The organism is uncultured Candidatus Kuenenia sp. (genome assembly GCF_900696675.1).
GTDB classification, from domain to species: Bacteria; Planctomycetota; Brocadiia; order Brocadiales; family Brocadiaceae; genus Kuenenia; species Kuenenia stuttgartiensis_A.
In genome coordinates this window covers 1-9323 of sequence record NZ_CAADGZ010000131.1, presented here as the reverse complement: position 1 = coordinate 9323, position 9323 = coordinate 1, and the positions used below count along the sequence as shown (strand labels likewise).

Below are 9323 nucleotides of genomic sequence, written 5' to 3'. Positions count from 1 at the left end.
TTCATTTAAAAAGGGTAAAATATCGTTGATTTTTTCTTTAAGTTTTTCGGTAGACATAAAAACATTTTAGCCGATTCCAGAATATATTTCAATCCAAAGTTGTAAATGTTATTATCTGACAGCCCCTAACACATTCCCTTTGCTTATAACCACTCGTATGAAATAACTGCTCCCGATTAATAGTTGGGAGCAATTGACTCATTTGGCGAAAGAGTCACATAAAAAAAGTATTTAAAATCGCATCATACTGTGTTATCATTCATTTTCGTAGCGTTTACGCCATGTTTTTCAGAAAGAAACACTGGCATGAAAAGATACCTCAATACAAGAACATCAACAAAACACCTAGAATTTGACTACATTAATAATAGATAAAATAAAAGAATTAAAGAAAAAAAGAAATGCAATAATACTTGCGCACAACTATCAAAGGGGTGAAGTACAGGATATTGCGGATTACGCCGGGGATTCCCTGGGATTATCACAACAGGCCGCCAAAACTGAGGCGGAAATGATTGTTTTCTGCGGGGTACATTTCATGGCAGAAACCGCATCAATTCTTTGTCCCGGCAAATTGGTGCTTTTGCCTGATGAAAATGCAGGCTGCCCGATGGCAAATATGATTACCCGGAAGGAACTTATTCTGAAAAAAAAGGAGTATCCCGGTGCAAAAGTTGTTTGCTATGTAAACAGTACCGCCGCAGTAAAAGCAGAGAGCGATATCTGTTGCACGTCATCTAATGCAATAAAAATCGTATCTTCATTTCCCAAAGAACAGGAAATACTGTTTGTTCCGGATAAGAGTCTGGGCGGGTATGTATCAAAACAGCTCAACCGTCCCATGATTCTTTGGGAGGGCTACTGCCCAACACACCACAGGATACTGGCGGAACATATTGTAAAAGCAAAAAAGGAACATCCTCAGGCAAAAATCGTGGTGCATCCTGAATGCACACCTGATGTTATTGAGCTGGCTGACCATGTTGCAAGTACGACTGGAATCGCAAAATATTGCAGGGAATCCAGTGCAGGCAAATTTATAATCGGAACCGAGATCGGTCTTTTACATCGCCTAAAGAAAGAGAACCCGCAAAAATCATTTTTCGCAGTTACACCGCTTTCCGATTGTCCCAATATGAAGCTCATTAACCTGGAAAAGGTATTGTGGGCTTTGGAAGACCTTGTATATGAAGTCAAGGTCGCTGAGGATATCGCGCAAAAGGCACATTCCGCTATCCAGAAAATGCTGGATTTATCGTAAATTTTCAGTGGAATATATTCAAATACACCTTGCTGAAATTAAAAATTTGATCACAGTTGAGTAGTATGGATACGAAAGAAAAACTTAATAAATTAAGAAACTATGCAGAGGCATTGGAAAGTGTTGTTGTTGCTTTTTCAGGAGGAGTGGACAGCTCGCTTGTCGCGAAAGTTTGTTTTGATGTTTTAGGCGGAAAAGCTATGGCAGTCACTGCCCGTTCAGAAACATATCCCGCCTTTGAATATGAAGAGGCGACAAAAATAGCAAAGGAGATTGGTATCTCCCATATGACCATCCATACCAGCGAACTTAATATTAAGGGCTTTGCGGAAAATCCCACGAACCGGTGCTATTTTTGCAAATCGGAATTATTTGGAAAACTGAAAGACATTGCAAGGGCACAAGGATTCAAGAATGTTGTGGATGGCGCCAATTTTGACGATACAAGTGAACACAGGCCCGGGCTTGAAGCTGCAAAGGAACTCAGCGTACGCAGCCCTTTAAAAGACCTCGGATTCAGGAAGTCCGACATACGCGAAATATCAAAATACCTCCTTCTCTCAAACTGGGATAAACCGTCATACGCCTGCATGTCATCCCGCTTCCCATATGGAGAAGCCATTACTGAAGACAAATTAGTTCTCGTTGCCGCCGCAGAAGATTATTTGCGAAGCATTGGGCTGCGACAATTTCGCGTCAGGCATCACGATACCATAGCAAGAATTGAGATACTGCCGGAAGATTTTCTCAAATTATTACAAAACGGCAAAAGAACTGAATTAATCAATACATTCAAGGAAATAGGTTACAAATACGTCACTCTCGATGTAGAAGGATACCGTAGCGGCAGTATGAATGAGGTGCTTAAACAATAAGTACATACTTTTCGATTATCCTTCACAATGGTATTTTATGTTTCAAATAATCTTATTTAGCTCTGAAATTACCGGTATCTCTTCACTTTCTCCATCACCACGCCAACGATTCTGTATTCAATATCCTTGTTAAGCTCCATGTCATCGTATTTTAGGTTCAGGGGATGAAGTACGCACGTTTTACCGTACTTTTTCAGTTGCTTAAACGTTGCCTCCCCCTCACCTTGAGAGCAAAAAACCCTTTTGAATCAGTTTCTACATATTCCTCATGCCCGCCATACTGAAAGTTGGCGCATAACTCCTGCCAATTACCCGCCTGCGCCCATGAAATTACCGGCACACGCCTTGCCGCCCCCAGACCTTCCGGTTCTCCACGAGACGACAAATATTCCGTCTCCCGCAGGAACATCTCTATATCTACCCCGTAAGCGCTGAGAAAATTCATCACCATTTCAAAAGACGGGACACTTCTGCCGTCTTCTATATCCCGTATGTGCGTATTGGAAACCCCGGAGAGCTTCGATGCCTCCCGGAGAGACAACCTCTATCCAGTCCCCCATCGGCACTATGTCTTCAGCATTCCCATTATGCTGCGCATCTATTTTAAACATGACAGGGCTTTGCTCACGAAATTGTGCCGTTGTACATACGGAAGGTATGACAAGCATCCTCGCTTGTCATAATAATGTCAGGCGAGGACGCCTGACCTACCTCCTTTTTATTTTTTTACAAAACGTTATAGAACTTCAGGATGGCATGCCCGGTGTTGTTCTGTCATACACACCTTTGGTGATTACCCCGAAAAGTTTCATGGGAATGATTCTCAAGAAAAGCCTGGGGATCATGTTGAAATAATAGATGTATCTGAATACAAACCCCGACGCATCCCGTCAAAACAATGGCGCGATTGTATCAAAAAGATCTATGAGGCAGACCCACTGTGCTGTCCGAAATGTGGTTGGGAGATGAAGATCATCAGCTTTATCACTGACCAACAGGTAATACGGCAGATACTGAAACACCTCGGCCTTTGGGCACCGATACCTTCCAGAGACCCTCCCAATACAAATTTCTCCCCTAAAAACCATGAGCCGGTTTATGAACTCTTCGATGACCTGTCTGCATTCAATATACTGGCAGATGATTGGCCCGGCTACGATGAATCCTGTATTGCACAAAATTAACCGTTTCTTTGTATTCTTCTACAGGATGTAGGAACGGTCTTGCCATTTTCTGTCAAAAAAACGGGTAATGTGTTGCACATTACCCCTCGCATGACAATTCTCCTATAATTTCATACCGTTCGCTCTCATTTCTCTTTCCTTTGATATTCAGCAGGGCTGATAAAACAAAAAAACTTGTAATTTTCTTTGTTTTTGCTAAACTGACCACCGGATGGAAAAAAGCAATTTCCTATCATCAACATGTGTAAGACGTGTTTACCGAATGTTTACGTTTCCTCTTTGTGTAATATGGTAAATGTAGTTTGGAACAAGTAACCTTGCAGTATGTGGCATATTCAAACATTGTATTACTTTGATTAATTTGTTAAACAAAATAGTGTCTGTCCCAATTTGCCCTCTATTTTTCGAGATGTTCTTAGGATTTTCGGGATTTTCGTAAAAAACACAGAGGTGTTTTACACCTTTTTTGCTTCTAAACAAGTCCTTTTTACAGGAATTATTGATGTCATCAGGGAAGAGTAATTATATGATCGAGGATAAGATTAAAGCTAAAACTTTTGAGGCTATTAAGTATATCGAGGAAGGAACTAAGAAAAAACTTAACGCCATGCACGTAGAATTGGGAAAATCATATTATGCCTTAGGTGAATACCTGGACGACTCAGAACCACACCATCAAAGTGGTGGGCCACAGCATGGTATATTTGGCACTGCAATGGGAGTTCAAGCTCTACTTGGTTGTAAAGAGGCATTAGGGACAGACCCGACCTTTTTAACTCAACAGATGGTTGCGTGGCTTGTTGAAGAGCATTCAGAGCCTAATTCCACACAAAATAAAGTTCCAAAACTATCTAATTTTATAATTGCTTTGGCAGGAGTAAACTCAGAAGACAACAAATTTAAACAAGCACTTGAAAATAGCATAAAAGCTTTAGGTGAATCAATAAAAGATGGAGGATGGACTTACTTCATGGACGGGAGCTCTCCTAATAAGCCAGATATCGTCTGTACCTGCCACGCATTGTTGGCACTTAAAATTGCAAAGCGCACAAACACCTCGTTTTATAATACTGGTTATGAATGGTTGTTGAAGAACATAAAACCGGAAACAATGACTCTCTCCAAACAAATTGTCGTGCTTGGTACCATTCTTGAATTAGGAATAAACATAAAAACTAATCCTACTGTTTATAAAATTTTTAATGATTATGTCACTAACTTTGAGAAATATACTTTTGCGGAATTTACATTTACGTGGAAGGGTGGTGCATGGATAAAATTAAGTAAACCCGCTTATTTATTAAAACCATTTATATTTTCCTCACCTTATGACCATCTCTCAAAAACCCATATATACAAGCTATACATGGATACCATTAATGATATCATTAATGACAGCGGGTATAGAGATCCTTTTGATGATTGGAGATACTGTAGTAAGGACCTTGAGTTAGTAAAAATTTTTGCAAAAGTTTACCATACATTTAAATTTGAGTCAAAAACTATTTCCCAAATTATGAGCTTCCTGTGGCTTGGTACTAAGATATTTTGTAAGGAAAAAGGAAAAACCTTAATAAAATACGTAAAGAAAAATATTAAGAAAGTTATTATTGGTATTATTAGTATAGGAACTATCTTAAATATTATTCTTCAAGGATTAATTTACGACTTTCTGAAGAAAATATACCAAAATTATTTCTAAGCCTGCGCAAAATTTTTCCAACATCTTCAATTGTGTTTGCCTTCGATTCCTTATCTATCCGCTCCCAACACCTGTTTTGCTTCAGACGGAAATGGAATTTCTCTTATTGAAATAAGCTATACTTAAACTATTTCAAAGGAGGGAAAAATGAAAGAAGTAAGTATGAGAAAAAGGTATCTACCGGAGAAACGAGTGGAGATAATGAAGCAACACTTACTTGAAAAGAAAACACTCTCGGATGTGTGTGACGCTAATGGTATTCATCCAACCATGTACTATCGTTGGCTGAAGGAATTGCTGTCAAATGCCGTATACGCCTTTGGAAAAGGGAAGGACGGGGAGTGCCAGGAATGGAAGAATAAGGCATTGGAACTGGAGAAGAAGCTTGCCCGCAAAAACGAGGTATTGTCCGAACTGATGGAGGAACACGTTGCGCTAAAAAAAAGTCTTGGGGCAAACTAAAAGGCATTTGGGTAGCCCATGATACAAGGGATATGGTAGTTGATTTTGTCAATAGGTGGTCTGGAAAGGCGGAAATACCGGTGCGCCAATTGATCAGATGGATTGGTATCTCCCAATCTAAGTTTAATGAATGGAGAACTCGTTACGGCAAAGTAAATGAGCACAATGCGTGGATACCGCGTGATACGTGGCTTGAAGAGTGGGAAAAAGAGGCGATCCTTGCCTATTATGAAGAGTATCCTCTTGAAGGTTATCGTAGACTGACCTTTATGATGCTGGATGCTAACATTGTGGCCGTAAGCCCGTCAAGCGTGTACCGGGTGTTGGTGAATGCCGGTGTAATGCGGGAATGGAACAGGAAGCCATCCAAAAAAGGAACGGGGTTTGTGCAGCCTTTAATACCGCATGAACACTGGCACATAGACGTGTCGTACCTGAATATTGGCGGCACATTTTATTATCTCTGCGCAGTTTTAGACGGCTATAGCAGGCAAATAGTCCATTGGGAAATTCGGGAAACAATGAAGGAAACGGAGATAGAAATTATCCTGGAACGGGCTAAAGAGAAGTATCCTGACGTCAAGCCAAGGATTATTTCTGACAATGGCCCGCAGTTTATAGCAAAGGATTTCAAGGAGTATATCCGGATAAGCGGAATGACGCATGTAAAAACATCGCCTTTCTATCCTCAAAGTAACGGGAAAATAGAAAGGTGGCACAAGACAATAAAGCAGGAAAGTATTCGTCCCTATTGCCCTGTAAACCTGCAAGACGCCCGGCGAATTGTGGAGGAATTTGTCGCGCATTACAACACGAAACGATTACATAGCGCAATAGGTTATATCGCTCCGCAGGACAAATTGCTTGGACGTGAAAAAGAAATCTTTTCCGAACGAGACCGTAAATTAAGTGAAGCAAGGGAACGACGGCCGGCTAAACGGAAAATCGCTTGACAGAAAGGAGGCGAAGGAATAGTATCTTGCCGTTCGGTAAAACAGAAGTAGGCTCTGCTGAGGAGCAACCTACCGAGGGATAGCCGAACTGGGGACGACGGATCGTCTTTCCTAGAGAGGAGGCAAATCGCTCCTCTCTCACTCACAATCAAAGAATGACGAACCAGAGTTCCTCTTATGCCTAAAATAAACCCTGGGGTCTGGGGCAAAGCTCCAGCTTTAGTAGCTTATTTTAAATTTGAAAATTCCAATTCACGGTGAACCAGCACACACCCTTCAACCATACTCCCTAAATTCTTTTCAAAGGTTGACCTATAACCTATTATCAGTTTTCCTCTAACATAAGCATATTCAGATTCCATTGCGACGCCCATATCCATGTTGTCAAAAATTACAAGAACGATATCTGAATTCCCAATTGCTTTTTCATTATTTTTTAAAATCTCCAAACAATTTTTATGCACTTTCCTTGGTAATTGTTCTTGTGGAAGATATACATCATAGCCTTCGGCACGTATCGCTTTTGCCATCTCTTTATTAAATTTCTCATGCGCAATTCCACTTAGTTTACCGCTGATAAAAACCATTTTCATCGTTATTTTCTGCATAAAGGATCAAGTTAAAAACGTTTTCTAAGTACTTAAACTTGATTCAAAATTTAAAAATGTTTTGACGTAATCGTTTTTGATTCCACCCATTGCTGAAGTGTCTTTCCAATTTGCTCTTCCTTCTATTTTTAATGCCTTTGCTATAAAACCGCGCATACAATTTTTAGCTAATTCTTCTGTGGGGTGGTACACCTCCCAATGAAAGCCGTCGAGTGACTGCAATAAATATTCCTGTTTGGGTAAGACTGACGATTGTGGAATCTCACCTTCAGCGATATGATTGGTTATAACATTCATCAATTTGAAAACATCCAAGTTAACCGGTAGTATGTGCATATGGGCATGGAAGCAGGGAGACAAGCTGTTTTCAAAAGAACCTCGAAAATTACGCCCATGCTCATAAAAGCTACATTTACCATACGAATCTAACATTAGGTTTTTTATTTCACTTTTTATGTGATTTAATTCTGTATGCACATCGATAGGAAGATCAAGAAAAGATGCAAAATGTTCTTTTGGAGCTATTAGTAAATGACCTTCCATAAGCGGATAACGATCTATCAAAATAAAAAAATCCTTATACGCCTTTATAATAACCTCATCGGGTCTTAAATCACAAAATGTGCAAAAGGTGTTTCTCTTTGTGTGAATTTTTACTTTGGGATTAAAAACGTTGTCCAATAACATCTTTAAATTCCTCCACCAAGTTATTAAAACGAAAATCTTTATGAGCGAAAGCAGGTAATTTGATTTTTTTCCCTTTATAATTTAACCGGCAACCTTTTTCAATCACCTTTCCTATTTTGGTTATCTGGAAACCTTTGTTCCGTAAACGTTCGTAGTCGGCTTCTTCTAAAGTAACAATAAGTTGCCAATCGCCTCCCAAGCCAAAGGCAAATTCTAACGAATTAACATTATAATATTCTGCTAATTCTCTAACAGTGGTATGTATAGGAATTAGTTCGGCTTCAATTTCGATGCCAACTTTGCTTTGCTTAGATAGCTTTAAAAGATCACCGCCTAAGCCGTCACTTATATCTATACCACCATGACCTATTTTACGTTTCCTAATTTCTTCAGAAACTTCCCAGGGTAGTTCAGGGCGAGTTAGTGCTTTTGTACAAAATTCCGCGAAACGTTTATTTCTTCTTTTTTGTGAGAAATAAAATGTAGCAGCAGAGCAACTACCAAGAAATCCAGTTACTGCTATAATGTCACCAACCCTTGCACCGTTTTCAGGATGTACTTCGTCATACGAAGCAAAGCCAAAAGCAGTTGCATTTAAAGCCAGCTTCTCTCCAGCTTTAGTGTCACCACCAACTATCTTAACGTTGTATTTTTTTGCATAGAACTCTACTCCTGAAATAAAGCTGTCTACATCTTTATCTGAAACATTTCTTGGAAACATAACGGCTAGTAGAATACCAAAAGGGCAACCACCAGCCCCGTAGAGGTCACTTAGGTTTGAAGAAACTAATAACACTCCTAAGTCGAAATACCCTCCTACTCCGAGAGTAATCATTAGAGGGGTAGCATTTATAAAATCAGTTGTAATTAGTAGAAGTCGCTCGCCCAAGTCGATCATAGCAGTTCCATCGTCACCTGGCTTTGTGACTATCATTTTATCTTTACAGTAAGGTCTAAATTTACTTATAAACTTTGCAACAAATTGATCCTGTATAAATTTTTTCATTTTTATTTTATCATTTCCCAATGAATTGGTGATATGGAGTCGTTTTTAGACAGGAAATAGGGACAGACACTATTTTGTTTGAAATTTGAATAGCAAAATTAAAGACCAAACACGCTACGCAGTCTTTTTGAAAATTGTCTTATGGTTTTTGCGCCCTCTTTAACTGCTTCCGGGGTTAGTGTGTCTGCGTAAAAATTTTGATGTAAACCGTTTGCCATTAAAATAACCCTTAGTATGCTTTTGTCTTTCACTTCATTGGCAATGGCGGTAAGAAAAAACGTTATTTCCAGATGTAAATCCGGGACTCACGAACTCCGGGAAGGGGTTTGTGTGTTTTCTGTTTGCGTGATTGTACTTCGTCTTTATTGAAAAGTAAACAAAATACGTTTACATAACACGGCGCTGTCAAAGTTTTCCATAAGCGCATAATATACAAAGATATGTAAAAAAACGTGGATATTCCCCCTAAAATATTTTATATTATAGGGCATGAACCAGCATACAACACCAATCGATAACACACACAACGAACTACTTCATTCAATTACCGTTCGTCCTGTTTCACAAAACGACCAGGCAAATTGG

At 39.5% G+C, this 9323-nt stretch carries 11 protein-coding genes; 7 read left to right on the top strand and 4 right to left on the bottom strand.

The annotated features are described in order from the left end of the window. The first annotated feature begins 352 nt into the window (after positions 1-352). The gene (gene nadA / locus QZT26_RS14700; protein WP_099326345.1) at positions 353-1261 is read left to right on the top strand and encodes a quinolinate synthase NadA; all 909 of its coding nucleotides are present in this window, start codon (positions 353-355) and stop codon (positions 1259-1261) included. 65 nt (positions 1262-1326) lie between these two features. After that, positions 1327-2136: an ATP-dependent sacrificial sulfur transferase LarE gene (gene larE, locus QZT26_RS14695; RefSeq protein ID WP_099326344.1), complete on the top strand. Its 810-nt coding sequence runs from the start codon at positions 1327-1329 to the stop codon at positions 2134-2136. Between the two features lie 193 nt (positions 2137-2329). On the opposite strand, the gene QZT26_RS14690 is transcribed toward larE, so the two are convergent. After that, positions 2330-2677, bottom strand: coding sequence for a LexA family transcriptional regulator (locus QZT26_RS14690; RefSeq protein WP_295103221.1), 348 nt, complete (start codon positions 2675-2677; stop codon positions 2330-2332). Here QZT26_RS14690 and QZT26_RS14685 point away from each other — a divergent pair. From QZT26_RS14685 to QZT26_RS14665, 5 genes are all read left to right on the top strand, one after another. Then, complete coding sequence (locus QZT26_RS14685) at positions 2659-2991, top strand: hypothetical protein (RefSeq protein ID WP_295103218.1); 333 nt, start codon at positions 2659-2661, stop codon at positions 2989-2991. The genes QZT26_RS14690 and QZT26_RS14685 overlap by 19 nt on opposite strands. Positions 2992-3101: 110 nt before the next feature. Beyond that, the gene (locus QZT26_RS14680; protein WP_295103216.1) at positions 3102-3320 is read left to right on the top strand and encodes a hypothetical protein; all 219 of its coding nucleotides are present in this window, start codon (positions 3102-3104) and stop codon (positions 3318-3320) included. Positions 3321-3846: 526 nt separating this feature from the next. Next, entirely contained in the window at positions 3847-5022 is a 1176-nt protein-coding gene (locus QZT26_RS14675) for a hypothetical protein (protein WP_295103213.1), read from the top strand. A 147-nt stretch (positions 5023-5169) separates the two neighbouring features. Next, positions 5170-5484, top strand: coding sequence for a transposase (locus tag QZT26_RS14670; RefSeq protein WP_295103211.1), 315 nt, complete (start codon positions 5170-5172; stop codon positions 5482-5484). Positions 5485-5516: 32 nt separating this feature from the next. Beyond that, entirely contained in the window at positions 5517-6437 is a 921-nt protein-coding gene (locus QZT26_RS14665) for an IS3 family transposase (protein ID WP_295103208.1), read from the top strand. A gap of 227 nt (positions 6438-6664) precedes the next feature. Here the strand turns inward: QZT26_RS14665 and QZT26_RS14660 are convergent, their stop codons facing one another. Genes QZT26_RS14660 through thiL form a run of 3 tightly spaced genes read right to left on the bottom strand, consistent with a single transcriptional unit; the run spans position 6665 to position 8738 of the window. Further along, positions 6665-7030 carry a nucleoside 2-deoxyribosyltransferase gene (locus tag QZT26_RS14660; RefSeq protein WP_295103206.1) on the bottom strand — a complete coding sequence of 122 codons (366 nt, stop codon included), beginning with the start codon at positions 7028-7030 and terminating at the stop codon, positions 6665-6667. A gap of 39 nt (positions 7031-7069) precedes the next feature. Next, complete coding sequence (locus QZT26_RS14655) at positions 7070-7732, bottom strand: HIT family protein (protein WP_295103204.1); 663 nt, start codon at positions 7730-7732, stop codon at positions 7070-7072. After that, positions 7710-8738: a thiamine-phosphate kinase gene (gene thiL, locus QZT26_RS14650; RefSeq protein ID WP_295103202.1), complete on the bottom strand. Its 1029-nt coding sequence runs from the start codon at positions 8736-8738 to the stop codon at positions 7710-7712. The genes QZT26_RS14655 and thiL overlap by 23 nt, the downstream gene beginning before the upstream one ends. Positions 8739-9323: the final 585 nt, after the last annotated feature.